The organism is Stenotrophomonas sp. I18B00994, assembly GCF_014145825.1.
In the GTDB taxonomy this organism is placed as follows: domain Bacteria; phylum Pseudomonadota; class Gammaproteobacteria; order Xanthomonadales; family Xanthomonadaceae; genus Stenotrophomonas; species Stenotrophomonas maltophilia.
In genome coordinates this window covers 36,815-62,084 of the sequence record NZ_JACIUW010000007.1, presented here as the reverse complement: position 1 = coordinate 62,084, position 25,270 = coordinate 36,815, and the positions used below count along the sequence as shown (strand labels likewise).

Below are 25,270 nucleotides of genomic sequence, written 5' to 3'. Positions count from 1 at the left end.
GAGCTTTCCCATGGAACTTACCCAGGATGTCTCGATCCTGCTGCGCGTTGCCGCAGCGATGCTGTTCGGCGGCGTGCTCGGCGTCGAGCGCGAGATGGGCAAGCACGCCGCTGGCCTGCGTACGCACATGCTGATCGCAGGGGCCGCCGCGTTGATCGTCGGCCTTGGCGACTCGGTGGCCGAGCATTTCCAGCAGGAGCGCTACCGCGACCTGCTGCAGGTTGATCCGGTACGCCTGATCGAAGCGGTGGTGGCCTGTGTCGGCTTCGTTGCCGCTGGCACCATCCTGCGTGGGTCACGCGAGGACCAGGTCAGCGGCCTGACCACGGCCAGCTCGTTGATCATGGCGGCGGCCATCGGGATTGCGGTGGGGATCAGCAAGTACGTGATTGCCATCGGCGTGAGCGTGCTGTGCGTGCTGGTGCTGGCAGTGATGCGGCGGCTGGAGAAACGGATCTCGTAGGGAATCTCGAATTGCCGGCCAGCGGCCGGCACTACCATGCGGACTAAATGGTCGGACCAATATGGCATCTAGCCCTATGGTCTAATAGGTTCCTCGCCGGAGTGGCGGTTAAATCCGCTGCAAGTGGTCTGATCGAAATCATTATTGGTACGACCAATAATCGACAGCCACGGCGATCCACCGCCTGCGGTGGGGCACCTTCCGCATCCAGTCGAGAGTCTTCATGCAGCCCTGGCAACACCTGTACGACCCCGCCGGCAACCTGTGGTTGTCGAGCCTGATCGCGCTGCTGCCGATCGCGTTCTTCTTCGTTGCCCTGGCCGTGCTGCGCATGAAGGGCTGGCTGGCCGGCACGATCACCGTGGCCATCGCGCTTGGCGTGGCCCTGCTGTTCTACCGCATGCCGCTGAGCCAGGCGCTGGGTGCGGCCGGCTTCGGCTTCGTCTACGGCCTTTGGCCTATTGCCTGGATCATCATCGGCGCGGTGTTCCTCTACAAGGTCTCGGTCAAGACCGGTCAGTTCGACATCATCCGCGCTTCGATCCTGTCGGTGACCGAAGACCAGCGCCTGCAGATGCTGATGGTCGGCTTCGCCTTCGGTGCCTTCCTGGAAGGCGCGGCCGGTTTCGGCGCACCAGTGGCGATCACCGCGGCGCTGCTGGTCGGGCTGGGCTTCAAGCCGCTGTATGCCGCCGGCCTGTGCCTGATCGTCAACACTGCGCCGGTGGCGTTCGGTGCAATGGGCATTCCGATCATCGTGGCCGGGCAGGTCACCGGCCTGGATGCCTTCGAGATCGGCCAGATGGCCGGCCGCCAGCTGCCGTTCCTGACCGTCATCGTGCTGTTCTGGATCATGGCGATCATGGATGGCTGGCGTGGCATCAAGGAAACCTGGCCGGCGGTGCTGGTGGCCGGTGGCTCCTTCGCCATCGCGCAGTACCTGACCTCCAACTTCATCGGTCCGGAACTGCCGGACATCACCGCCTCGCTGGCGTCGCTGGTCTGCCTGACCCTGTTCCTGCGCCGCTGGAAGCCGGTACGGATCTTCCGCTTCGATACCGAAACCAGCGCCGAGGCGGCCGCACAGGCACTGGAGGCGCCGCGCTACAGCATCGGCCAGATCGCCAAGGCGTGGTCGCCGTTCCTGATCCTCACCGCGATGGTCACGCTGTGGAGCATCAAGCCGTTCAAGTCGCTGTTCGCGGCAGGCGGCCCGCTGGAAGGCTGGGTGCTGAAGCTCCCGGTGCCGGGCCTCGACCAGAGGGTGCAGAAGATGCCACCGATCGTGGACGCGCCGCTCAGCTATGAGGCGGTCTACAAGTTCGACTGGTTCTCGGCCACCGGCACCTCGATCATCCTCGCGGCGGTGATCGCGATCATCGCGCTGCGCATGCCGGCCCGGTCGGCGCTGCAGACCTTCGGTGAAACCGTGCGTGAGCTGCGCATGCCGATCTATTCGATCGGCATGGTGCTGGCCTTCGCCTTCATCGCCAACTATTCGGGCCTGTCGGCAACGCTGGCGCTGGCACTGGCGCACACCGGCGACGCTTTTCCGTTCTTCTCGCCGTTCCTGGGCTGGCTGGGCGTGTTCCTGACCGGCTCGGACACCTCGTCCAACGCGCTGTTCTCGGCGCTGCAGGCGACCACCGCGCAGCAGATCGGCGTGTCCGACGTGCTGCTGGTGGCGGCCAACACCACCGGCGGCGTCACCGGCAAGATGATCTCGCCGCAGTCGATCGCCATTGCCTGCGCGGCGGTTGGCCTGGCCGGCAAGGAATCGGACCTGTTCCGTTTCACGGTCAAGCACAGCCTGGTCTTCACCACCATGGTCGGCCTGATCACCCTGGCCCAGGCCTACTGGCTGACCTGGATGATCCCCTGAGCCATGCACGGCTGGCCGACCACCCGCTGCGCGCTTCGGGCCACAATGGCGCCATGAGCACGCAACGTATCTCGGACAAGGTGGCCGCGCAGCTGCGCGGCCTGGTGCAGGAACAGCGGCTGCAGCCGGGCGACCGTCTGCCGGCCGAACGCACGCTGGCGGTGCAGCTGGGGGTCTCGCGCACGGCGTTGCGCGAGGCCATCGCGCAGCTGGCCAGCCAGGGCCTGCTGACCGCACGGGTCGGTGGCGGCACCTACGTGGCCGAACCGGCGGCGCGCGCGCGGCAGGCGCTGGATGAACCGCTGGCGCCGTACCTGCCGCTGTTCCAGGGCGACCCGGAATACCGCTTCGACGTACTGGAGATCCGCCATGCGCTGGAAGGCGCCACCGCCTGGCATGCGGCGCTGCGTGCCACCGACGAGGACCGCACGCGCATCGCGCAGGCCTTCCAGACCATGATGGACGCGCACGGCAAGGACGACCCCACCGGTGAAGCGGAGGCTGACGCGGCCTTCCACCTGTCCATCGCCGAGGCCTCGCACAACCTGGTGCTGCTGCAGGTGATGCGCGGCCTGTTCGAACTGCTGCAGACCAACATCTCGCAGAGCCGCGAGAAGCTCTACACCTCGGCGAGGACCTTCTCGCCGCTGTCCGACCAGCATCGCGAGATGATGGACGCGGTGCTGGCCGGCGACCCCGAACGCGCGCGCGCCGCCGCGCATGCCCACCTCGAGTTCGTGCACACCACGCTGCGCACGCTCGATGACAACGAAGCCCGGCGTGCGCGGGCCTCGCGTCTACCTTCCCCACACGGTTGACCCCATGATCATCTCCGCCTCCACCGATTACCGTGCTGCTGCCGAACGGCGGCTGCCGCCGTTCCTGTTCCACTACATCGATGGCGGCGCGTATGCCGAGCACACGCTGAAGCGCAACGTTTCCGACCTGTCCGACATCGCGCTGCGCCAGCGCATCCTGCGCAACATGTCCGACCTGAGCCTGGAAACCGAGCTATTCGGCGAAACGCTGGCAATGCCGGTGGCGCTGGCGCCGGTCGGCCTGACCGGCATGTATGCCCGGCGCGGTGAAGTGCAGGCGGCGCGCGCGGCCGACAGCCGCGGCATCCCGTTCACGCTGTCGACCGTATCGGTGTGCCCGATCGAGGAAGTGGCACCGGCCATCCAGCGGCCGATGTGGTTCCAGCTGTACGTGCTGCGCGACCGTGGCTTCATGCGCAACGCACTGGAGCGGGCGCAGGCCGCTGGCGTGACCACGCTGGTGTTCACCGTGGACATGCCGGTGCCGGGTGCGCGCTACCGCGATGCCCACTCCGGCATGAGCGGCCCGAACGCCTCGCTGCGCCGTATCGGCCAGGCCATCACCCATCCGCACTGGGCGTGGGACGTGGGACTGTTCGGCCGCCCGCATGACCTGGGCAACATCTCCACCTACCGTGGCAACCCGACCGGGCTGGAGGATTACATCGGCTGGCTGGGCAGCAACTTCGATCCCTCCATTTCCTGGAAGGACCTGGAGTGGATCCGCGAATTCTGGAAGGGCCCGATGGTGATCAAGGGCATCCTTGACCCGGATGACGCGCGTGATGCGGTCAGGTTCGGTGCCGATGGCATCGTGGTCTCCAACCACGGTGGCCGCCAGCTGGACGGCGTGCTGTCCACCGCACGCGCACTGCCGGCGATTGCCGACGCAGTACAGGGCGATCTGAAGATTCTCGCCGATTCGGGCATCCGTACCGGCCTGGACGTGGTGCGCATGTTGGCGCTCGGTGCCGATACCGTGCTGCTGGGGCGCGCCTTCGTCTATGCGCTGGCCGCGCAGGGCGAGGCCGGCGTGGCCAACCTGCTGGACCTGATCGCCAAGGAGATGCGCGTGGCGATGACACTGACCGGTGCGCGTCGCATCGCTGACATCGGCCGCGATTCGCTGGTCAGCCTGCCATGAATGGCCACGATGCCGTGCTGGCACAGTTGCGCGACGCGGTCGGCAGCCGCCATGTACTGACCGGCGACAAGGCCACGCGCCGCTTCCGTCGCGGCTACCGCTTCGGCGATGGCCCGGTACTGGCAGTGGTGCGCCCGGGTACCTTGCTGGAACTGTGGCGCGTGCTGCAGGCAGCGGTGCAGGGTGGGGCGGCGGTCATCCTGCAGGCGGCCAATACCGGGCTGACCGGTGGCTCGACCCCGGACGGCGATGACTACGGCCGGCCGATCGTGCTGGTCAGCACGCTGCGCCTGACCGGCATCCAGCTGTTGAACGAAGGCCGCCAGGTGCTGTGCCTGCCCGGTGCCACGCTCGACCGCCTGGAGCAGACGCTGGCACCGCTGGGCCGTGAACCGCATTCGGTGATCGGCTCGTCCTGCATCGGCGCCTCGGTGCTGGGCGGCATCTGCAACAACTCCGGCGGCGCGCTGGTGCGCCGTGGCCCGGCCTACACCGAGCTGGCGCTGTACGCGCGGGTCGATGCGCAGGGCCAACTACAGCTGGTCAACCATCTCGGCATCGCGCTGGGCGATACGCCCGAGCAGATCCTGCAGCGCCTGCAGGCCGGCGACTACAGTGCGTCGGATGTGGGGGACGGCGACGGCCGCGCGGCCTCCGATCCGCGCTACGCCGACGAAGTGCGCAAGGTCGACGCCGATACCCCGGCGCGCTTCAATGCTGATCCCAGCCGCCACTACGAGGCTGCCGGTTCGGCCGGCAAGCTGGCGGTGTTCGCGGTGCGCCTGGATACCTTCGAAAAGGAGGCCGCCGAAGTCTTCTACATCGGCAGCAACCGCACCGACAGCCTCACGGCGATCCGGCGCCAGCTGCTGACCGGCTTCGAGCGCCTGCCGATTGCCGGTGAGTACATCCACCGCGATGCCTATGACATCGGCGAGCGCTACGGCAAGGACAGCTTCCTGCTGATCGATCGCCTCGGCACCGCACGTGTACCTGCCGCGTTCGCATTGAAGAGCCGCGTCGACGGCTGGTTCGAACGGCTGGGCCTGCGTGGGGTGACTGACCGGGTGATGCAGGTTCTGACCGGCCTGCTGCCCTCGCACCTGCCCAAGCGCATGGGCGAGTTCCGCCAGCGCTACGAGCATCACCTGTTGCTGAAGGTCTCTGCCCAGGACGCTGCGGAAACCGAGGCCTGGTTGCGCGCCTTCTTCGCCGGGCACGAAGGCGGCTTTTTCCACTGCACGGCCGAGGAGGGGCGCAAGGCGTTCCTGCATCGCTTCGCCGTGGCCGGTGCCGCGGTGCGCTACCGCGAAGTGCATCGCGGGCAGGTGCAGGACATCGTGGCGCTGGACATTGCCCTGCGCCGAGATGATGCCGACTGGTTCGAGCAGTTGCCGGCCGATGTCGACGGCCGCCTGCTGCACAAGCTGTATTACGGGCACTTCCTGTGCCACGTGTTCCACCAGGACTACATCGCGCGCAAGGGTGAAGACCCGATGGCGATCGAGCACGCGATGTGGGCGCTGCTGGACCAGCGCGGTGCCGAGTACCCGGCCGAGCACAATGTCGGTCACCTGTACCCGGCCAAGCCGGCGCTGGCCGGGTTCTACAGGCAGCTGGACCCGAGCAACACGTTCAATCCCGGTATCGGCCAGACCTCGAAGGCCAAGGGCTGGGGTGGCTGCGATTGCGGATGATGTAGAGCCGCCCCTATGCTCGGCTGCTCCTGCCGACAGACAGCAGACGAGCATGGCTCGACGCCGCCCGGGCAACGGTTACCATCGGAAGCCCATCCGCAGGAGCCATCCATGCCCACCGCCGCCGTCCGCGCCACCCTGTGCACTGCATTGCTGGCGACCCCGCTGCTGGCGCTGGCCCAGAGCGCGATCCTGCCGCAGCAGCGCGATGCCGCCGGCAACGTGATGGAGCCGCTGGGACAGGTACTGATCGCGAGTGAGACTGGACCGTCGGGGCTTTATGACTGCACGCGGGACGGCAACTGGTGCGTGCGCGTGCAGCCGGTTGCCGAGGAGGGTGACCGGCCGACCGTGCTGGAAGTGCTTGAGAAGGCACCGGGCCAGGGCAAGCCGCACAGCTACCACGTCAGCATCGACGTGCCGCAGGAAAGCGAGCTGTCGCTGTGGCCATGGATCGTGCGGCTGGCCCATGGCGTGGGCAGCGATGAACCGGTGACCGACCCGCAGCAGCGCGCCCGCCAGAATGTGCTGGTGGGTGGCATCGTCAAGTTCAGCACCATGTACTCCGGTGGAGGTGCCGACGCGTCCACGCTGCAGCTGGCACGCGTGCGTCACCTGCAGGACGACATCCAGGTGGACGACGACGTGCTGACCGTGCCATGGCTGGGCAATGCGATGATCCGCGCCTGTTTCAGCGAGCAGGACATCAAGCAGCGCGCCGGTGCCTGCCACGACGAATACGGGTTCTCGGCGAAGCTGGCGCTGGATACGGTTGCCGAGGGCATGCCAGTGCTGCGCTACCAGACCGTGGCGACCCGGTACCCGGCCGGTGTTTCGCGCTTCGAGGATTCGCTGGCCAGGGGGCCGCTGAAGAAGCAGGATCTGCGCATCGAACAGGACCCGGCGTGTACCTACACCCGGCTGTTCCGCTTCGGGGCGGGGATGTTCCACCCGGACCAGGCACTGCCGGACTGTGCCGGCTATACCGAACCCTGAATTGTAGCGTCGAGCGATGCTCGACGGGTCTTCGGACGGGCGGCGCGAAAAGCCAGTCGAGCATGGCTCGACCCTACAAAAGCGGTGGCGGCGCTTACTCGCAGCGCGTGGACGTGATGATGTTGTCCTTGTCCACGAACACGCGCAGGCGGTCCTGGCGGATGTCCTTGGTGGTGATGGTGCTGGGGCCGATCGGGTTGACCAGGCCGGCGCCACTCTCGCGGGACAGGCGGCGGATGTTGGGCTCATTGGCCGGCTGGCCGATCGCCCAGCCCAGCTGGCTGGCGTCGCAGCGGCCGCTGCCTTTGACTTCCGGGCCAGGCGTACTGACACAGGCCGACAGCAGCAGGGCAGAGGCCGGCAGCAACAAGGACAGACGGAATGCAGACATGCGAGCGCTCCTGCGCAGGGAAGATGGCGGGAACGATAGCACCGAGCGTGCGAAAGGCGTCAGCGTCCCGGTCATTGCCGGCACAGCGTGGTCATTGCATAGTGGGAGGAATGGCTGGCAGTACGCAAGCGGGCAGGCCGGGCCTTTCCGGCGCAGATGTTGGATACGGTATGACGGCAGGCAGTTTCCGCGGCAAGGACAAGACGATGACGGCGCTGGTGTTGTCGTTGCTGGGCGTGGCGTTTGCCGCCTCCGCTGCCGATCCGGAACCCGCGCCGGTCGAAACCCCGGTATTCGGTGCCTGGCGCAACCTGCAGACCGAATCCGGCTACGCACCGGCCCAGCGTAACCTGGCCTTCGCCATGCTGCCGCAGGCGGCCACCCGCGGTGACCGTTTCGCCATTCTTGACCGCGAAGGCAAGCGCACGGTGTGCTGCCTGCAGGTGGCCAGCCCCTCGCTGGGCGTGGCCGCGCTGCGCGAGCAGTACCACCTGCCGCAGGCCTGGGTGACCGACCTGAGCAATGGCCGCAGCCCCGCACGTCCCTATGTGCCGCACGTCTATGCGATGCAGCGGGTGGACGAGCTGGCCGACTACAGCTTTGCCGATGTGCCTGGCGCCTACAGTGACCTGGGCGGGCTGCTGATTCCGGAAGGTGCAGCGCTGGAGGCCGACGGCAGCGCCGTGCGCCTGGGGGACACCCGCTACCCGCTGCATTTCCAGCGCCAGCCGCACGCCGATGACGATGGGGCGCTGGACCGCTACAGCCTGCAGGCCGGCGAGGGTGCCGCCCCGATCGTGGTTGAAGTGCCGTTCGGCACCTACTGATTGCAGCTTCGCACTGGCTAGAATGCAGCGCGGCGCTGTCTGCCGTGCCTGCTCCGTGAGTCGTTGCCGTGTCCCTGCGCCCCTTCCTGCTGTCGTCCCTGCTGTTGTTGTCCGCCTGTGCCAGTGCGCCGCCGCCGCCGGCCCATTCCGATGCATTGTGGCGATTGATCGAACGTGACTGCCGGGGCCCCGAAGGTCCACGCGGCGACTGCCTGCGCGTGGAGACGGCCGCAGACCGCCGCGATGTGCTGGTCAAGGATGCGCACGGCGACTACCAGTTCCTGCTGATGCCGCTGGACAAGGTGAGCGGTATCGAGAGCCGCAGCCTGTACCAGCGTGGTGCACCGAACTACTTCGCTGCCGCCTGGCAGGCGCGCAGCCACACCGAACAGGCCCTGCGGCAACCACTGCCGCGCAACGTCGCCAGCCTGGCGTTGAACTCGCCGCACGGCCGCTCGCAGCACCAGCTGCATATCCACGTGGATTGCCTGCGCGCCGACGTGCTGCAGGCGCTGGACACGCATGCTGCCGCCCTCGGCAGCCGCTGGGCACCGCTGCCGGTCCTGCTGCGCGGCCATCAATACCAGGCACGCCTGCTGGCGGGCGCGGAACTGACCGCCAATCCGCTCAATCTGCTGGCTTACGATCTCGCAGGCGTGGACGATGTTGGTCAGTGGAGCCTGGTCGTGGCCGGCCGGGACGCCGTGCAGGGCGGCCCGGGCTTCATCCTGCTGGCGACCCGGGTGGACGCCGGCACCGGCAACGAGGCCAGCGCCGAAGAACTGCAGGACCACGCCTGCTCGGTGCTGACCGGCGCAGGCGACGCGTTGGAGCGGGTCCGCTAACCCGGTGGCTGCTGGCGGCTGCGCCAGACCGGTGCAGTCAGCGCCAGCAGCTGGCGGTCCTGCCAGCCATCCAGATCCAGATGATGGTCGCGCAGCAGGCCTTCGTGCTCGAAGCCGAAGGCGTGCAGCGCAGTGGCGAACGGGTCACTGCAGTCCGGTGGCAGCATCACGAACAGGCGGTGCACGCCCACATCCTCGAACAGGAACGGGCACAGCGCGCGCAGCGCTGCATCCACGTGCGGGTGCCAGTGCTGCAGCGACAGCAGCTCGGCGCAGCGCGTATGCAGGGACTGCAGGCGGACATGCAGCTGGTCCAGGACAGTGCCGTGCTCGTCATCGAACACACCCAGCAGCAGCTGGTCGTTGTCCTGCTCCAGCCGCGAGCGATGCATGTGGGCAAGGAAGCGGGCTTCTTCGTCGATACCGGCCGGATGGCGGCGCCCGCGCCGGCGCCGGTCGTCGAACAGGCGCCAGGCCGGCAGATCGGCCCGCTGGAACGGGCGCAGGGTGACCGGTGCCACCTGCAGCTGCAGCAGATGGCGGCGCGACACAGGGCGCAGCGGGGGGAGGAGGGATGTGGGGTACGGGGTCATCATCCCCGGAACGATGGCAATGCCCGGTTCGCCAGACCATTCAAAAGATTGCAAAAACGCGACGATCACCGGGCGGAGCCTGATTCGGTTCAGGCATAAGTCCATCAGGGCTGGTCATTTCCGTTGAAACCATCCATTCAGGACACTTTCGTTACGGGATCGTTATGCGCCGCGCAGGCCTCCGGTCCCATACCACCCGTCCAACTCCCCCAGGAAGCCCATGTCTGCCTCCCACAAGGCGCTGCGCCCGCGTCCGCTGGTGCTCGCGCTGTCGTCCCTGATGCTGGTGTCGTCGCCGGCCTTCGCGCAGGAAAGCGCACCCACCTCATTGCAGGAAGTGAAGGTCACCGGCTCGCGCATTCCGCGCGCCAGTGTCGAAGGGCCGTCGCCGGTGACCGTGATCAGCCGCGAGCAGATCGACGCGCAGGGCTACCGCAACGCGTTCGACGCGCTGAGCGCCCTGACTGAAAACACCGGCAACGTGCAGGGGGAGGACTTCGGCAACACCTTCACCCCGGCCGCCAACACCATCAACCTGCGCGGGCTGGGCCCGAACCGCACGCTGGTGCTGGTCAACGGCCGCCGCCAGGCCGACTACCCGCTGGCCTACGAGGGCTCGGTGAACGTGGTCAACCTGGCCAACATTCCCAGTGCGCTGATCGAGCGCATCGAGGTCTTGGCGGCCGGTGCGTCGGCGGTGTATGGCTCCGACGCCATCGCCGGTGTGGTCAACATCATCCTCAAGGACCGCTTTGAGGGTGTGGACGTGAACGTGCGGGCCGGCGGCACCCAGCAGGGCGGTGGCGACAACCAGCGCGCGCAGGTGGTTGGTGGCAGTTCCGGCGAGCGCTGGGATGCCCTGTTCGGCTTCGAGTTCGATGTGCGCAAGGCGATCCATGCGCGCCAGCGCGATTTCATGGACTCGCTGGATGATGACCCCGCCGGCAAGGCGCCGCAGGCGACCGCGATCGCGTATCGCCGCAACGCCGCGACCGGTCGCAACATCGATCCGGGCGCCAATGGCTGCGACGCGGCGTCGGATATCTATGGCGGCAGCGTGTTCCGTGCCTTCAACCCGCGCCAGGGCTGGTATTGCGGCAGCAACGAGGCCGCCGCCAGCTACTGGACGGTGCAGACCGAGAAGCGCAACCTCAACGGCTACGGCCTGCTGACCTTCCACGTCAACGAGACCACCGACCTGTTCGCCGATCTGGCCGTGGGCAGCGCACGCATCACCAACAACACCCGTGCGCCCACCTGGACCTCGGCCCGCAACTACTTCTACAACCAGACCACCGGCAACCTGGAAAGCTGGTACCGCCGGTTTGCGCCCGAGGAAATCGGTGGCCTGCCGCGCAATGCCAACCGCTTCCTGGAAAACTCGTGGTCATTCAACGTCGGCGCGCGCGGCCAGATCGGCGACAGTGGCTGGGACTATGAGGCGGTCTACAGCCGTTCGCGTTACGAGAACCGCACCCGCCGCCCGGTGCTGCTGGCCGGCATCAATGAATACCTGCTTGGCCCGAAGCTGGGCGTGCGAAATGGCGTAGAGGTCTATGCGCCGGACCCGGCGCGCCTGTTCCAGCCGCTGAGCCCGAATGAGTACCAGGACCTGTCCGGCTACCAGGAGAGCCGCAACGCGGCGTGGCTGCAGACCTTCAGCGCCAGCGTCAACGGCCGGCTGTTCGCACTGCCCGGTGGCGACGCTGCGCTGGCCGCGGTGGTCGAGGCTGGCAGCCAAGGCTATCGCAATCGACCGGACCCGCGACTGGGCACCGGTGAATTCTGGAACACCAGCGCCGGTATTGGTGCCGGTGGCGAGCGCGACCGCTATGCTGCCGGCGTGGAGCTGCAGCTGCCGTTGCTGCAGTCGCTCACCACCACCCTGGCCGGGCGCTATGACCAGTACCGAGCCGGTGGTGAGCATATCGGCAAGGCGACCTGGAGCTTCGGCGTCGAGTTCCGCCCGATCGAGAGCCTGCTGATCCGTGGTACCGCTGCCACCAGCTTCCGGGCGCCGGACATGAAATACGTGTTCGCGACAGAGACGCGTGGTTACAACCCGGGCATGACCGACTACTGGCGCTGCCGCACCGCAGGCCAGTCGTATGACAACTGCGACTACAACGGCCTGTCGATCGATTACAGCAACCGTGCCAACCCGCAGCTGCAGCCGGAGTCGGCCAAGTCGTATGGCTTCGGCGTGGTCTGGTCGCCGCTGGCTGGCCTGGATTTCAGTGCCGACTACTACGACATCCGCATCGACAACGAGGTGACCAGCCTTGATACCAGCCGCATCCTGCGCGACGAGGCCGATTGCCGGTTGGGAAAGACGCTGGGCGGCGAGGCGCGTGACATCGGCTCACCGCTGTGCCTGGACGCGCTGTCGCGTGTGATCCGCAACCCGTCCAATGCAACCGTGCAGCCGGACCAGGTGACCCGTGTGCTGATCAATCCGATCAACGCCGCCTCCGAATCGGTTCGCGGGCTGGACCTGAAGGGCAACTGGCGTTTCGATGCCGGTCGCTATGGCCGCTTCACCACGCGCCTGGCCTACACCGTGGTGCTGGAGCACAAGTACCGGCAGTTCTCCGATGATCCGGAGCGTGACATCCGCAATTCGCTGGATGACTACCAGTGGCGCAGCAAGGCCAACGGCAGCATCACCTGGAACCAGGGTGACTGGACCACCACGCTGTACGGCAACCGCTTCGGCTCGCTGCCGAAGACCGATGGCAGTGGCCGCATCGCGCCGTACATGACCTACAACGCCAGCGTGTTCCGCCAGTTCGGCGAGAACCTGTCGGTGGGCGTGATCGTCAACAACCTGCGTGACAGCCGCCCGCCGGCGGACAAGAACGGTGGCGGCTGGCCGTTCTATCCGGTCGGCAACTACGATCCGTATGGCCGCCAGTACTGGGTGCAGCTGGACTACCGGTTCCGCTGATCCGGCAGGCGAACGAAAGGCCCGGCATTGCCGGGCTTTTCTTTGTGCAGTGCATCCGTGTTGCCGGCGCGCACATGGCATGCTGGGGCGATACACGGAGGAGGATGCGCATGGATGTCAGGGGGTGGAGTGTGATTGCCGTGCTGGCCATTGCAGGTTGCAGTGGCAGGCAGGCGGCCAGCGTGGAGGATGCCGCGGAGGTGGCCAATGCCGCGCCTGCGCCGTCCCTTTCCAACCCCGCGACCGATGCTGTATCAGCGCGCGTGCCAACGGCATCGAGTACCACGACGGCTGCCCCTGGGCTCGCGCAACCGGAGGGTCACTTCCTCGAGGGCGAGCGCATGCTGCTGAACGAGGGTGCGGTGTCCGCACAGAAGAGCGAGGCGGTGCTGGGTTCCGACAAGGCCTTCGCGCAGGCGATCAGCCAGTTCGAGCGCGATGCAGCCGGTCACCTGGAAGTGCAGGACCTGACCCGGCTCTACAGGGCGGCCGCGACCCGGCTCATCGGCAACGACGGCACGCTGGTGTCTTTTGCCTGCGGCTACAGCCTGTGCGTTGGCGAGATCCGCAGCCGTACCGATGAGGATTTCAGTGCCTGGTCCGAGGCGATCGGCATGGACAAGGTGGTCCCGGTCTACAGCCTGGCCACGGCGCCGATGACATGGGGCAGGGACCAGCATGGCGGGCGCTTCGTGTTCTCGGTGGATCCGGCCGCCAACGGCATCACGGGCCCGTAGCGCCGGCGGATGACCGGCGCCACGGCGCGTTACGGAAGCGCCTGTTGCAGGTACGACTCGATGACGTAGCTGAAAGGCTGCTGCTGGCGGTCGCGCAGCAGGGCGCGCACTTCAAGGATCACGCCGCGGTCGCCTTCGCCCCGCGGCGGCCAGAACGTCTGGTCGGCCAAGGTCTGGCGCTGGAAACCGAGCGGGCCGACCACGCGACCGAACGGTTCGTCGGTGCTGTCCAGCACCTGGTTCATGGCCGGGCTGAGATGGCCGGGCAGGTACCAGTTGTCGGCCTCGGACAGCACGCGGCTGCCGCAGACCAGCTGCACGCGGCGATAGCGCAGCTCGGCACCTGGCTTCACACCCAGCGCCTGCAGCACGTCGGCGGGGGCAGGCTTGTCCTGGCCGTGTACGCGCACTGCACGCACCCGCGCCTGTTCGGCCAGGCCGTGCTCGGCGCACCAGTGTTCCAGCGTGGCAGTGGCGCTCTGCCCGGACAGCACGCGCTGGTGCAGGCGCTCGACCAGTGCAGCCGGGGCAATGCGCTGCTGACCCGGCGGCGACTGCAGCGGCGCAGCGGCCGCCGCATCAGTGGCGGACAGGCTGGCGATCGGGGCGGCGGCAAGCAGGGACGCGGCCTGCCAGCGGCGGAGACGATCGTGGCGGTCGGACGGGCCCATGCGGCATCACAGCGGAAACAGGCGCCCATGTTACCCGTTCAGGGGTGTGCACGGCGTGGCTGCGACCGGTTGTCGCAGGGCAGTCATCGTTCTGGTGAATGCGTGCCATCCAGATATTTCGTTGGCCGATGGCTGCGGCGAGGCGCACGATGGCGCCATTCTTGGCATTCCGGGAGTTCCCGATGACCCTCCAGTTCGTCCATGGCGGTGTCGACCGCGACGGTGCGCCACTGCATTTCCATATCCGTGATGGCCGCATCAGCGGGCTCAATGGCGAGGCGGCGCCGGCCGACGCGGCGGAATGCGTCGACCTGCAGGGCTTCGCGGTGCTGCCCGGGCTGGTCGACGGCCATATCCACCTGGACAAGAGCTTCGTCGGCGACCGTTGGCACCCGCACCAGCCGGTGAACAGCCTGCGTGAGCGGCTGGCGGTGGAGAAGGCGGCGGTGGCGGGTGCGGCACCGATGGTGGACCGTGCCGAGGCGCTGATCCGCCAATGCAGTGCTTTCGGTACGGTGGCGATGCGCTGCCATGTCGATATCGACGGCAGCACCGGTCTCGGCCATCTCGAAGCGGTGCGCGAGGCGGCACTGCGCTGCGCCGACATCATGCGGATCCAGCTGGTGGCGTTTCCGCAGGCCGGGGTGATGTCCTGTCCCGGCACCGCCGCCGTACTGGAGCAGGCGCTTGCCGCGGGCGTGGAGGTGCTCGGCGGCATCGACCCGACCACGCTCGATGGTGATGCCGAAGGCCAGCTGGCGCTGCTGTTCGGCCTGGCCGAGCGTTACGGCGTGCAGCTGGACATCCATCTGCACGAGCCCGGCGAAACCGGCCTGGCCCAGCTGCTGCGCATCGCGGCGCGGACGCGGGCCGCCGGCCTGCAGGGGCGGGTTGCGGTCAGCCATGCCTATTCGCTGGGCGACGTGCCGCTGGCGCGCGCGCTGCAGGTGGGCGAAGCACTGGCCACGGCGGGTGTGGCGATCATGAGCAACGCGCCGGGCGATCATCCTTTCCCGCCGCTGCGCGCGCTGCATGATGCCGGTGTGCGCGTGTTCGCAGGCAACGACAACATCCGCGACTGCTGGTGGCCGTACGGTAACGGCGACCTGCTGCAGCGGGCGATGTTGCTGGGCTACCGGTCCGGCTTCTACACCGATGCCGACCTGATGCTGGCGCTGGACATGGTCACCACCCACGCCGCGCAGGCGATCGGCCTGCCGCAGCATGGTATTGCCGAAGGCCGGCCGGCGACGTTCGTGGCCGTGCGTGCCGACCACGGCCCGGCCGCTGTGGCCGGGGTGCCGGTGGAGCGCCGCGTGGTGGTCGACGGCCGCTGGCTGTAGATCCACGTCATGGCGTGGATGCGCCATCGCGTGGTCTCATTCATCCACGCATGGCGTGGATCTACCCCGATGTACCGTCAGGCGTAATCGTCGGCGCGGGTGGCGACGAATTCCTCAAGCCACGCAAGCAGGTGGGCGATGTCGATGATCTCGCCCTGTTCGACGCGCTTGAGCAGCAGTGTGCTGGCGCCGATCTGCAGGCTGCTGTCGGCATAACGCAGCACCGCGTCGATGCCCCATGCATCGGTGACCTGCATCCAGGCCAGGCCCGGCACGCGCTGGGCCAGGGTGTCACCGAATGCCACGCCCAGCGCTTCCCAGCCATCGCAGTCGGCACGGTCGATCAGCTTGGCATCGATCACGCGCTGCAGTGTGCTGGCCGCCAGCGGCCACTGCACCGGCAACGTCGGGAAGCCGGCCGCCACGCGCGCGGCGATCAGCGAGCGCTGGTGCTGCAGATGCGTCTGCAGGGCAGCGGGCAGGGGATCGAAGCGGGTGGGGATTTCGTCGGACATGGCAGGGCGCCGTGGGGCACGGAAACAACAGGCACTCTACGAGGCGATTGTTGCCCGCTATACGGCCGGAGTGACCATGTTTCGATGCGTGATGCGCGAAAGGCATCCACGCATGGCGTGGATCTACCGTGGTCAGTCCGGTTCGCGCTGCACCTGCCGCCACAGCTCGCTGGCCAGCGCACGCACGGCATCGTCGGCGTCGGCACGGTGCAGCAGGCCGATTTCGTAGTTGTCGATCACCGGCAGCTCGCGCTCGCCATCGATGATGCGGTGCTCGCGGCTGACCGCGCGGCGTGGCAGCAGGCTGATGCCGATGCCATCGGCCACCGCGCCCTGGATGCCGCTCAGCGACGAGCTGGTGAAGGCGATGCGCCAGCGCAGGCCCAGCGCTTCCACGGCATGGATCATCTCGTCGCGGTACAGCCCGCGCGGGGGGAAGGTGACCAGCGGCAGCGGGTCCTGCTGCAGGCAGCTGCTGCGCAGGCTGTCGATCCAGTGCATCGGCTCGCGGCGGCAGTGCACGGCCTGGCGGCTGTTGCGGCGCTGCTTGACCAGCACCAGATCCAACTCGCCATGATCGAAGCCCTGCGCCAGGTCGCGGCTGAGGCCGCTGCTGATCTCCAGCTTCACCTGCGGGTGGCGACGGCTGAAGGCGGCCAGCATGCGCGTGGTCTGCGCGTTGACGAAATCCTCGGGCACGCCGATGCGGACTGCGGTCTCCACCATCGCACCGGCCAGCGCCTGCGCCATTTCCTCGTTCAGGTCGAGCATGCGCCGCGCGTAGCCGAGCAGGGTGTGGCCGGCATCAGTGGGGTGCACGTCGCGATGGCCGCGTTCAAGCAGGCGATGCCCGGCCAGTTCCTCCAGCCGGCGCACCTTCTGGCTGACCGTGGACTGGGTCGAATGCAGGCGCGTGGCCGCCGTGGTGAAGCTGCCGCAGTCGGCCACCATCACCAGCGCCCGCAGCAGGTCCAGTTCGAACAGGGTTCTATTCGATTTGGCACTGTCTTGCATTTGAACATTTCACTTCTGGATACCCAGGCCGACTTCTACCATGCAGGGCAGGGGCCGGCAACGCCCGGCTGTTGCTACCGTCGCACGGCGTTCCGTGGCGACGGACATGAGGAGACACTGTCATGCGCGTCCATCATTCCGCTGGTTGGCCTGCGCCGTTCACGCGCGTGCTGCTGTTGTGCCTGCTGGCCATGGTCACCCCTGCCTGCACCGCCACGTCCAGGGCCGACGCAGACGCGCGCCTGCGGGATGCCGCCAGCCGCGGCGACGCCGATGCGGTGCGACAGGCGATCGAGGATGGCGCCACGCTGGAGGCGCGCGATGGCCAGGGCCGCACCGCGCTGCTGCTGGCCACGCATGGCAACAACGTGGATGCCGCGCGTGAGCTGATCGAGGCCGGGGCAGACGTCAACGCCAAGGACGCGTTGCAGGACAGCGCCTACCTGTACGCCGGTGCGCGCGGCCTGGACGAGATCCTGGCGATGACCCTGGCGCATGGCGCCGATCTGCGCAGCACCAACCGCTATGGCGGCACCGCGCTGATTCCGGCCGCCGAGCGCGGTCACGTCGCCACTGTGCGCACGCTGCTGCGGGCCGGTGTGGCGGTGGACCATGTCAACCGGCTGCACTGGACCGCGCTGCTGGAAGCGATCCTGCTCGGCGATGGCGGTGCGCGCCACGTGCAGATCGTGCAGCTGCTGCTGGAGGCCGGTGCCGACCCGGAGCTTGCCGACGGCGACGGCGTGACGCCGCTGGCGCACGCGCGCCAGCGCGGCTATACCGGAATTGAGACCCTGCTGCGCCAGCACGGCGCGGTGCGTTGAATGCAACCCCCTTCCACCCGCACGCTGGGCGTGCCCATCAGGATGCTGTCCATGTTCCGTTCCCGTCCGTTGTCCCTTGCCATCCTCCTTGCGGTAGCACCGCTGTCGGCGTCTGCCGCCGAGCGCGCCGACCTGCTGATCCGCAATGCCACCGTGGTCGATGTCGAGCACGCCAGCACGCTGGCCGGGCAGAGCGTGGTGATCCGTGGCGAGGACATCGTCGCCGTCGGTCCGGACGCGCAGCTGCGCAGCCAATGGAGTGCGGCCCGCCAGATCGATGCCAAGGGCAAGTACCTGATTCCGGGCCTGTGGGACATGCATGTGCACTTCGGTGGTGGTCCGGCGCTGATCGAAGAGAACAAGGCGCTGCTGCCGCTGTACATCGCGCATGGCATCACCACGGTGCGTGACTGCTCCGGCGATCTGCCCGAGCAGGTGCTGCAGTGGCGTGGCGAGATCGCCAAGGGCACCTTGTTCGGCCCGCGCCTGCTCAGTTCCGGCGCGAAGATCGAAGGCATCAAGCCGGTCTGGAAGGGCACGATCGAAGTGGGCAGCGAGGCCGACGCCGACAAGGCGATTACCCGCCTGCAGCATGACAAGGTCGATTTCGTGAAGATCACCGACAGCACGCTGAAGCCGGAACTGTTCCTGTACTCGGCCAGCGCTGCGCGAAAGGCCGGCTTCAAAGCCTCGGGGCATATTCCGATGGCACTGACCGTGGAGCAGGCGGTCGATGCCGGCCTGGCTTCGATCGAGCATCTGGACTACGCATTCAAGGCCGGCAGCAAGGATGAGGCGCAGATCGCCGCTGACTTTGGAGCCGGCCGCATCGACCGTGCCGAAGCCAACCGGCGCCTCGACGCCAGCTTCGACCGTGACACTGCGATGCATGCCTACCGTGATTTCGCAAAGCGCGGCGTATTCGTGACCCCGACCCTCAACGGTGGCCGCATCCTCGACTTCCTTGACCAGGATGACCACGCCAACGATCCGTACCTGGCCTACATCGGCCCTGGCCTGCGCGCGACCTACCAGTGGCGCGTGGACCGCGCAGCCAAGGCCACGCCGGCGCAGATTGAAGCGCGCCACGCGCAGTACCACCAGGTGGCCGCGGTGCTGCCGCTGCTGCAGGAGGCGGGCGTGACGATCATCGCCGGTACCGATGCGGGCTTCCTCAATTCGTTCAACTTCCCGGGCATCGCGCTGCACCAGGAACTGCAGCTGTTCGTGAAGGAAGGCCTGACCGCACCGCAGGCGCTGTCGGCCGCAACCCGTTCCGGTCCGGCCTGGTTCGGCCAGATGGACCGCTACGGTGGTGTCGCACAGGGCAAGGCCGCCGATCTGGTGCTGCTGACCGCCAACCCGCTGCAGGACATCGCCGCCACCGGGAAGATCGACAGCGTGATCCTGCGTGGCAGCGTGTATGACCGCGCTGCGCTGGACAAGATGTTGGCTGATACCAAGGCCAAGGTGGCGGCGTGGAATGCCGAGGCGGCGAAGACGCAGTGATCGACAGGGTCAGAGCCCTTCCCGAGTGGGAAGGGATCCGACCCATGGAGTTGGACGGCATCCACGCCATGCGTGGATGACACGGCCGTTGGCCTAACGCGGTGCCGGCCGCATGCCATGCAGCTGCGGCAGTGCGGCCTTCATCGCATCGATGAAGGCGCGCAGCCGCGGCGGCTGCTGGCGCGCAGCAGGAAACACGACATGCACCGGCAGTGCCGGCGCCTGCCAGTCCGGCAGCAGCTGCACCAGACGTCCTTGTGCGAGGTCGTCGGCCACCAGCCAGGCCGAGACCACCGCTGCGCCCAGCCCGGCGCGTGCAGCCTGCTGCACCACGAACAGGTTGTCGCTGAGCAGGCGTGGGCTGATCGACAGCGTATGCGCGCGGCCCTGTGCGTCATGCAGCAGCAGGCGTTCGCGGTAGTAGGTGACCAGTGAGATCCACGGCAGTGCCTGCGCTTGTTCTGGTGTGCTGATCGCGGTGGCCTGCACCAGCGACGGCGCTGCCACGACGATGCGCGGCACTTCGGCGAGCGGCAGTGCGACCATGCGCGGTTCGTCGACCGGACCCACCCGCACCGCGCAGTCGATGCCTTCGGCGATGAAATCCGGGCGACGATCTTCAAGGATCCACTCCAGGCTCAGCTGTGGGTGCTGGGCGAGGAACGCGAGCATGGTCGGCAGCAGCTGCGCCTGGCCGAAGGCGTGCGGCACCATTACCCGCAGGCGTCCGCGCAGCGTTTCCGGTTCGCCGTGCAGTTCGGCCTGCAGCGACTCCCATTCGTCGACCACGCGTTGCGCATGGCGCTGGCAGCGCAGGCCATCTTCGGTCAGCTGCAGGCCGTGGGTGGAGCGCTGCAGCAGGCGCAGGCCGAGCTGTCGCTCCAGTGCCTGCAGGCGGCGACTGACCGTCGGCTGGGTGGTGCCCAGCTGCACGGCAGCAGCAGACAGGCTGCCGGCATCGACGATGCGCAGGAAGGTGCGCAGCAGATCCAGGCGATCCGCGCCGGTGGCAAGGTCATTCATGCGTTTCACGTATGAAGTGTATGTGCAGGAGCCTACTACAGACGCCGGGCGAATACCGGCAGGATACGCCCACTTCCTCCTCCGGACTCCCCAATGTCTACCCCTTCGCTATCCGTCGCCGCGCCCGCGACCGCACCCTCCACCCCGCTGGTGCTGGCAATGGCGGCTGGCGCCGGCTTCTCGGTCGCCTCGCTGTACTACAGCCAGCCGATGCTGGGCCTGATCGCCCAGGACCTCGGCGCAGGCGAGCGCGCCGCCGGCCTGGTGCCGACCTTGACCCAGCTTGGGTATGCGCTTGGCATTCTCCTGCTGGCGCCGTTGGGCGACCGCTTCGACCGCCGCACCCTGATCCTGTTGAAGTCCGCGTTGCTGGCACTGGCATTGGGCGCTGCAGCGATGGCCGGGCACCTGCCGGGCCTGCTGATGGCCAGCCTGCTGGTCGGGTTGATGGCCACGCTGGCACAGGACATCGTGCCCGCCGCTGCGGTGCTGGCGCCGGATGCACAACGCGGCCAGATCGTCGGCCGGGTGATGACCGGCCTGCTGCTCGGTATCCTGCTGTCGCGCGTGGTCAGTGGCGTGGTGGCTGAAGCATGGGGTTGGCGCACGCAGTTCGTACTGGCCGCGGTATCGGTGGCGGTGATGGGCGCGGTGATGGCGCGCGCGCTGCCGCGTTTCGCACCGACCAGCACGCTGCGCTATCCGGCGTTGCTGGGTTCGTTGCTGGCGTTGTGGCGCGAGCAGCCGCAGCTGCGCCGTGCGGTGGCCAGCCAGTCGTTGCTGGCAGTGGGCTTCAGCGCGTTCTGGTCGACGCTGGCGCTGATGCTGCATGCCCGCCTGGGGCTGGGCAGTGCGGCGGCGGGTGCGTTCGGTATCGCCGGCGCGGCCGGCGCATTGGCTGCGCCGTTTGCAGGACGTTTCGCCGATCGCCTGGGTTGCCATGCGGTGGCGCGGCTGGCGATCGCAGTGGCGCTGGTGGGTTTCGGGCTGCTGCTGGCCGAAGCCTGGTTGCCGGCCGTTGCGCTGCTGCCGCTGCTGGTGGTAAGTGCGCTGCTGTTCGACTTCGGTTTCCAGTCGGCGCTGGTGGCGCACCAGACGCTGGTCTATGGCCTGGTGCCGCCGGCCCGCAGCCGCCTCAATGCGCTGCTGTTCACGGGCATGTTCATCGGCATGGCCGCCGGTGGTGCGCTGGGCAGCCTGGCGCTGGCGCAGTGGGGGTGGCACGGCGTGGCCTGGCTGGCAGTGGTGTGTGCGGGCGGCAGCCTGCTCCTGCGCTTGAAGTAAGGGGGGCGTTCGGCAGGGCTTGCAGCCCTGCCGAACAACCCCCTAATCGTGACCGCTGTCGTCCAGGCTGATGATGCCGCGCCGCAGCGCCTGGGTCACCGCGTGCGTGCGATCGCCCACGCCCAGCTTGTCCATCAGGCTCTTCATGTGCGCCTTCACCGTCTGCTCTGAAATCTGCATGCGCTCGCCGATGCGCTTGTTCGACAGGCCACCGGCCACGTGCCGCAGCACTTCGGTCTCGCGCGGCGACAACCGGTCTTCCACCACATGCGCGGCGATGCTCGCCGCCACCGCTGGTGGAATCGGCGCGCGCCGGCCGCCCGCAACCATGCGGATCGTGTCGACCAGCTCGTGGCGCAGCATGTCCTTCAGCAGGTAGGCGCTGGCGCCGGCCTGCAACGCCCGCACCGCACGTACGTCACCGCGGTAGGTGGTCAGCACGATGATGCGCGCGCGCGGGTCCATTGCGCGGATCCGCACGATGGCTTCCACACCATCCAGGCGGGGCATCTGCAGGTCCATCAGCACCACGTCCGGCTGCAGCTGCTGATAGTGTGCGATGGCTTCCTCGCCGTCGGCGGCTTCACCGAGCAGGCGCAGATCGGGTTGTGCGCCCAGCAGGGCGGCCAGGCCGTCACGCAGCAGCGGGTGGTCGTCGACCACCAGTACGCCGATCGGGGCAGGGGTTTCAGTCATGGCTCGTTCTACTCCAGGGCCAGCGCCAACGTGATGGGCGGTGGTGATACAGGCGCCGGGCGGGAACTGCCAGCGCGACTTCGGTCCCCAGCCCGGGGCGGGTCCACAGCTGCAGTTCCGCGCCAAGGCGCTGCGCGCGCTCGCGCATGCCCTGCAGGCCCCAATGGCCATGGCCGGCATTTTCGTCGGCGATGCCCACGCCATCATCGCGTACGTGTAGAAGGAAGCACCGCGTGCCGTAGGACAGCTCCACTTCGATGGCGCTGGCATTGGCATGGCGCAGCGCGTTGCGGATCGCCTCGCGTCCGATCAGGAACACTTCCTCGGCGGCATCGGCCTGCAGCGGTGGGTGGGGGCCTTCCACGGTCAGGCGCAGCGGATTGGTGCCGTGCCCGGCATACTCGGCGTGCACATCGGCCAGTGCCGAAGCGAGGTCGTGACCCGCGAACGGCCCCTCGCGCAGCGCATTGACCCGCTCGCGGCCCTCGGCCAGGTTGCGCTCGGCCAGCTGCATCGCCGACTCCAGCTGGCTGCGCACCGGCTCGGGGGTCTGGGGTGACTGGCTGATCGCATGCAGGCGCAGGATAAGGCCCTGGCTGCCCTGCAGCAGGGTGTCGTGCAGGTCGCGCGCGATGCGTTCGCGTTCGCCATTGCGTTCCTGCAGGCGCGCACGGAACAGCGCGGCCAGCTGCCCGCTGCGGATGCGTACTGCCAGCACCAGTAGTGCGAGCACGGCGGCGGTGCACAGCAGTTTGAACCACACGGTCTGGATGAAGGTAGGCGCGATGCGGAAGCTGCGGCTGGCCGGTGCGGTGCTCCAGATGCCGTCCTCATTGGCGGCTTCCACCTCGAACCGGTAGTTGCCTGGCGCGAGGTTGGTGTAATACGCGCGGGTGCTGCTGCCCGCGTCCTGCCAGCCATCGTCAACGCCGGACAGGCGATAGCGGTAGCGGTTGCGTTCCGGGCGTGCCAGCGACAGCGCCACGTAGTCGATCTGCAGCTGGCTGGTGCCGGCCGGCAGGCGCAGGCCGTCCCGCAGTGGTTGCCGTTCGCTGCCATGCAGCACGTCGCCGATGCGCACGCTGGGAGCCATCGTATTGACGTGCGACCGGGTGGTGTCCAGCCAGGCCAGGCCCTGGTTGGTGGCCAGCCATAGCAGGCCGTCGTCGGCCAGCACGGCGGTGGGGATCGGTCCGCTCTGCAGGGCGATGCCCGGCATGCCATCCACCGCATCGAACAGGCGTGGCGTCACCGGCTGCCCGGTACGCAGCGCCCGCCGCAACTGATCGCTCCCCAACCGGACCAGGCCACGACTGCCATTGAGCCACAGGTGACCGTGCGCATCGGCAACCATGCCGGTGATGCCCTCCAGCACGCCGGCCATGTCGGTGTTGACCGGCATGAAGCGGCCATTGCCGAGGCGGGCGGCCAGCCCGGCCTCACCGGCCACCAGCAACAGGTCTTGGTGGTGCAGCAGCGCGGTGACCGGGCCGACCAACAGCCCGTGGTTGGCATCGAAGGTTTCGATGCGGGTCGCGTCCATGCTGCGCAGCCGACCGTCGGCATAGCCGAGCAGCAGCTGGCCATTGGCATCCAGCGCCAGTGATGAGCAGGCCTGTTCGGGCAGGCGCGTTTCGCGCTGCCACTGGCCGTGCAGATAGTGCAGCACGCCACGTTCACCGGTGCAGACCCAGGCCTGGTCGTCATCGGCGAACAGCAGGGCATGCAGCGGTTGCCCGGTGAAGGGCTCGGGCAGCGGAATCAGCGTGGTGTGGCCTGCCACCGTGCGTGCCAGGTTGACCCAGTCGAACTGCCAGATCGGCGTGGGCGCCCGGCGCGCGGCCGCCTGCAGTTGTGCGGCGCTGCCTTCCAGCAGTGGCCGGCGCAGGTCGTACGGCTTGAGGTCCTCGCCGTAGCCGTACACACGCCCATCGCTGGCCCGCACCAGCGAGCGATAGGGATCACTGGGGCCGACCGCCAGCGTGTGCACGCTGCGCACGCGGAAGCGGTTGAGGCCCAGATTGGTGCCGACCCAGAGATTTCCTTCGCGGTCGGCGATGATCGGCACGGCCGAGGTGGCGGTCAGCCCGTGCGGCGAATCGAAGCGCTCCATGCGCACGGCGCGGCTGCCGTCGAACGTGACCCGGGCCACACCGCCATGCGGACTCATCGTGGCCCATAACGCGCCGTCGGCAGTGAACTGCAGGCGTGCGGCGACCAGGTCCGGCAGGCGTCGCGCTTCGCGTTCGCTGTCCGGCAGCAGGCCCTGCGCATTGGCCAGCGGCGAGGTGCCGCGCACACGGTCGGCCAGCCAGACTTCGCCCTGCGGGCTCTCGGTCAGCGTCGCCATCTGGGATACAGCAATGCCGGTGTCCTCGAAACGCGGTTGGCCTGCAGGACGCATCCAGATCCTGAGGTTGGCCAGTACCCAGAAGGTGCCACGGCTGTCGTGCAGCACCCATTGCACGCGGTGTTCCGGAACGCCCGTGTCTGCGGGCAGCGGCTGCCAGCGCTGGCCATCGAACTCGCGCAGCCCTCCATTGATGGCTGCCCACATGCGGCCGTCTCGGTCCTGGCTGAAGTGCGGTACCACGCCAACCGGCACGCCCTGGCCGCGGCCGTAGTTGTACAGCTGGCCGCGCGCGAACTGGCTGATGCCTGCCTGGAAGTAGCCGATCCACAGTGCGCCATCGGCGCTGTGTTCCAACGTGACCATGTTGGTGGACGGGTAGCGGGTGCCAGCCGGTGGCGCCTGCCGTTCGAAGCGACGTCCGTCGAATCGGTACAGGCCCGAACCGGTAGCCAACCACAACAGGCCGTCACGGTCCTGGCTGATGTCCCAGATGTCACCGGGTGCACCCTGGCCGACCCGCCAGGCGGTGTGCTCGTAGCCGGGCAACCCGCTGCTCACGGCCGGCCGCTGCACGGCGAGGGCGGGCAGGGCGGTCCACAGCAGCAGGCACGCCAGCAGCGCCGGCAGGCGACGCAGGAACGGGAAGGGGCGGCGGTGCATGGCGCGCATTCTGGCAGGTGCGGGGCAGCCGCGGGTGA

General features: G+C 67.9%; 22 protein-coding genes. 14 read left to right on the top strand and 8 right to left on the bottom strand.

The window, feature by feature from the left end; genetic code table 11:
- Positions 1 to 10 precede the first annotated feature (10 nt).
- The 6 genes from H4O10_RS09470 (at position 11) to H4O10_RS09445 (ending at position 7,000) form a co-directional block, all read left to right on the top strand.
- Positions 11 to 463, top strand: coding sequence for an MgtC/SapB family protein (locus H4O10_RS09470; protein ID WP_005413774.1), 453 nt, complete (start codon positions 11 to 13; stop codon positions 461 to 463).
- Between the two features lie 223 nt (positions 464 to 686).
- Positions 687 to 2,345 carry an L-lactate permease gene (lldP, locus tag H4O10_RS09465; protein WP_012480579.1) on the top strand — a complete coding sequence of 553 codons (1,659 nt, stop codon included), beginning with the start codon at positions 687 to 689 and terminating at the stop codon, positions 2,343 to 2,345.
- A 53-nt stretch (positions 2,346 to 2,398) separates the two neighbouring features.
- On the top strand, positions 2,399 to 3,163 hold the full coding sequence (gene lldR / locus H4O10_RS09460; protein WP_012480578.1) for a transcriptional regulator LldR: 765 nt from the start codon (positions 2,399 to 2,401) through the stop codon (positions 3,161 to 3,163).
- Between the two features lie 4 nt (positions 3,164 to 3,167).
- Positions 3,168 to 4,307 carry an FMN-dependent L-lactate dehydrogenase LldD gene (gene lldD / locus H4O10_RS09455; RefSeq protein WP_005410033.1) on the top strand — a complete coding sequence of 380 codons (1,140 nt, stop codon included), beginning with the start codon at positions 3,168 to 3,170 and terminating at the stop codon, positions 4,305 to 4,307.
- Positions 4,304 to 6,004 (top strand): D-lactate dehydrogenase, encoded by a 1,701-nt coding sequence (gene dld / locus H4O10_RS09450; protein ID WP_049442216.1) that lies wholly within the window; start codon positions 4,304 to 4,306, stop codon positions 6,002 to 6,004. Before lldD ends, dld begins: the two co-directional genes overlap by 4 nt.
- 111 nt (positions 6,005 to 6,115) lie before the next feature.
- The gene (locus tag H4O10_RS09445; protein WP_012480576.1) at positions 6,116 to 7,000 is read left to right on the top strand and encodes a hypothetical protein; all 885 of its coding nucleotides are present in this window, start codon (positions 6,116 to 6,118) and stop codon (positions 6,998 to 7,000) included.
- A gap of 94 nt (positions 7,001 to 7,094) precedes the next feature.
- Here H4O10_RS09445 and H4O10_RS09440 read toward each other — a convergent pair whose 3' ends face one another.
- Positions 7,095 to 7,391, bottom strand: coding sequence for a hypothetical protein (locus H4O10_RS09440; RefSeq protein WP_005413768.1), 297 nt, complete (start codon positions 7,389 to 7,391; stop codon positions 7,095 to 7,097).
- A gap of 170 nt (positions 7,392 to 7,561) precedes the next feature.
- Between H4O10_RS09440 and H4O10_RS09435 the strand changes: the two genes are divergently transcribed.
- Positions 7,562 to 8,218 carry a hypothetical protein gene (locus tag H4O10_RS09435; RefSeq protein ID WP_044570435.1) on the top strand — a complete coding sequence of 219 codons (657 nt, stop codon included), beginning with the start codon at positions 7,562 to 7,564 and terminating at the stop codon, positions 8,216 to 8,218.
- 68 nt (positions 8,219 to 8,286) lie between these two features.
- Positions 8,287 to 9,063, top strand: coding sequence for a CDP-diacylglycerol diphosphatase (locus tag H4O10_RS09430; protein ID WP_012480573.1), 777 nt, complete (start codon positions 8,287 to 8,289; stop codon positions 9,061 to 9,063).
- Here the strand turns inward: H4O10_RS09430 and H4O10_RS09425 are convergent.
- Complete coding sequence (locus H4O10_RS09425) at positions 9,060 to 9,659, bottom strand: GNAT family protein (protein WP_033833900.1); 600 nt, start codon at positions 9,657 to 9,659, stop codon at positions 9,060 to 9,062. The genes H4O10_RS09430 and H4O10_RS09425 overlap by 4 nt on opposite strands.
- Before the next feature lie 217 nt (positions 9,660 to 9,876).
- On the opposite strand from H4O10_RS09425, the gene H4O10_RS09420 reads away from it, so the two are divergent.
- Positions 9,877 to 12,603 (top strand): TonB-dependent receptor, encoded by a 2,727-nt coding sequence (locus H4O10_RS09420; protein WP_182681006.1) that lies wholly within the window; start codon positions 9,877 to 9,879, stop codon positions 12,601 to 12,603.
- 110 nt (positions 12,604 to 12,713) lie between these two features.
- The gene (locus H4O10_RS09415; protein WP_099596117.1) at positions 12,714 to 13,340 is read left to right on the top strand and encodes a hypothetical protein; all 627 of its coding nucleotides are present in this window, start codon (positions 12,714 to 12,716) and stop codon (positions 13,338 to 13,340) included.
- Between the two features lie 29 nt (positions 13,341 to 13,369).
- Here the strand turns inward: H4O10_RS09415 and H4O10_RS09410 are convergent, their stop codons facing one another.
- Entirely contained in the window at positions 13,370 to 14,011 is a 642-nt protein-coding gene (locus tag H4O10_RS09410) for a hypothetical protein (protein WP_012480569.1), read from the bottom strand.
- A 182-nt stretch (positions 14,012 to 14,193) separates the two neighbouring features.
- Between H4O10_RS09410 and H4O10_RS09405 the strand changes: the two genes are divergently transcribed.
- A complete protein-coding gene (locus tag H4O10_RS09405) occupies positions 14,194 to 15,354 on the top strand; it encodes an amidohydrolase family protein (RefSeq protein ID WP_043035214.1) in 1,161 nt (386 codons plus the stop codon).
- A 77-nt stretch (positions 15,355 to 15,431) separates the two neighbouring features.
- On the opposite strand, the gene H4O10_RS09400 is transcribed toward H4O10_RS09405, so the two are convergent.
- Complete coding sequence (locus H4O10_RS09400) at positions 15,432 to 15,869, bottom strand: DUF3806 domain-containing protein (RefSeq protein WP_012480567.1); 438 nt, start codon at positions 15,867 to 15,869, stop codon at positions 15,432 to 15,434.
- 132 nt (positions 15,870 to 16,001) lie between these two features.
- The gene (locus H4O10_RS09395; protein WP_012480566.1) at positions 16,002 to 16,883 is read right to left on the bottom strand and encodes a LysR substrate-binding domain-containing protein; all 882 of its coding nucleotides are present in this window, start codon (positions 16,881 to 16,883) and stop codon (positions 16,002 to 16,004) included.
- A 122-nt stretch (positions 16,884 to 17,005) separates the two neighbouring features.
- Between H4O10_RS09395 and H4O10_RS09390 the strand changes: the two genes are divergently transcribed.
- Positions 17,006 to 17,707 (top strand): ankyrin repeat domain-containing protein, encoded by a 702-nt coding sequence (locus H4O10_RS09390; protein ID WP_012480565.1) that lies wholly within the window; start codon positions 17,006 to 17,008, stop codon positions 17,705 to 17,707.
- 51 nt (positions 17,708 to 17,758) lie between these two features.
- Positions 17,759 to 19,216: an amidohydrolase family protein gene (locus tag H4O10_RS09385; protein ID WP_043035216.1), complete on the top strand. Its 1,458-nt coding sequence runs from the start codon at positions 17,759 to 17,761 to the stop codon at positions 19,214 to 19,216.
- 93 nt (positions 19,217 to 19,309) lie between these two features.
- On the opposite strand, the gene H4O10_RS09380 is transcribed toward H4O10_RS09385, so the two are convergent.
- Positions 19,310 to 20,239 carry a LysR family transcriptional regulator gene (locus tag H4O10_RS09380; protein ID WP_043035217.1) on the bottom strand — a complete coding sequence of 310 codons (930 nt, stop codon included), beginning with the start codon at positions 20,237 to 20,239 and terminating at the stop codon, positions 19,310 to 19,312.
- Positions 20,240 to 20,332: 93 nt separating this feature from the next.
- Between H4O10_RS09380 and H4O10_RS09375 the strand changes: the two genes are divergently transcribed.
- Positions 20,333 to 21,523 carry an MFS transporter gene (locus H4O10_RS09375; RefSeq protein ID WP_012480562.1) on the top strand — a complete coding sequence of 397 codons (1,191 nt, stop codon included), beginning with the start codon at positions 20,333 to 20,335 and terminating at the stop codon, positions 21,521 to 21,523.
- A gap of 42 nt (positions 21,524 to 21,565) precedes the next feature.
- Here H4O10_RS09375 and H4O10_RS09370 read toward each other — a convergent pair whose 3' ends face one another.
- Both H4O10_RS09370 and H4O10_RS09365 read right to left on the bottom strand, forming a co-directional pair.
- On the bottom strand, positions 21,566 to 22,219 hold the full coding sequence (locus H4O10_RS09370; RefSeq protein ID WP_012480561.1) for a response regulator transcription factor: 654 nt from the start codon (positions 22,217 to 22,219) through the stop codon (positions 21,566 to 21,568).
- Positions 22,212 to 25,241 carry a sensor histidine kinase gene (locus H4O10_RS09365; RefSeq protein ID WP_012480560.1) on the bottom strand — a complete coding sequence of 1,010 codons (3,030 nt, stop codon included), beginning with the start codon at positions 25,239 to 25,241 and terminating at the stop codon, positions 22,212 to 22,214. Before H4O10_RS09365 ends, H4O10_RS09370 begins: the two co-directional genes overlap by 8 nt.
- Positions 25,242 to 25,270: the final 29 nt, after the last annotated feature.